Origin of the sequence: Pseudoalteromonas sp. 19-MNA-CIBAN-0066 (genome assembly GCF_040308705.1) — a bacterium.
GTDB lineage: Bacteria > Pseudomonadota > Gammaproteobacteria > Enterobacterales > Alteromonadaceae > Pseudoalteromonas > Pseudoalteromonas nigrifaciens.
The window spans coordinates 1-435 of record NZ_JBEONZ010000110.1; the positions used below are offsets into that span (position 1 = coordinate 1).

Annotated in this window: 1 pseudogene; it reads right to left on the bottom strand. The window is 59.8% G+C overall.

The window, feature by feature from the left end:
• Window positions 1-397, bottom strand: a pseudogene (locus tag AAEZ18_RS18410) (heavy metal translocating P-type ATPase); the annotation flags it as partial.
• Window positions 398-435 lie beyond the last annotated feature (38 nt).

The window sequence follows — 435 nt, forward strand, 5'->3', positions numbered from 1 at the left end:
CCCTGTCACCTGGGCGCACCAGCACATGGTCATTCACCCGCAGCGAAGCTGCAGCAACCTCGCGCTGCCCGCCTTGGGCATCGAGCAGCACCGCTGTTTTCGGAACCAGTGACGCCAGAGCTCTGATACCGGCGCGGGCACGATCGGCCGCCACACTCTCCAATAACTCACCGATCGAGAATAGGAAAACTACGGCTGCAGCCTCTTCGGCCTCACCAATGAACAGCGCGCCCAATGCGGCTACGGACATCAGCGTTTCGATTGAGAAGGGCGAGCCAGACATGGCCAGCGCAATTGCTTTGCGGGCAAATGGAAACACACCGACAATCACGGCCGCAGCGAATACCCAAGTTCCTTGAGCGGGAAAAAACAGAGCCAGCACGTAGGCGGCCGCCATCAGCATACCCAGACCGGCGACTTGTTTACACTTACGGG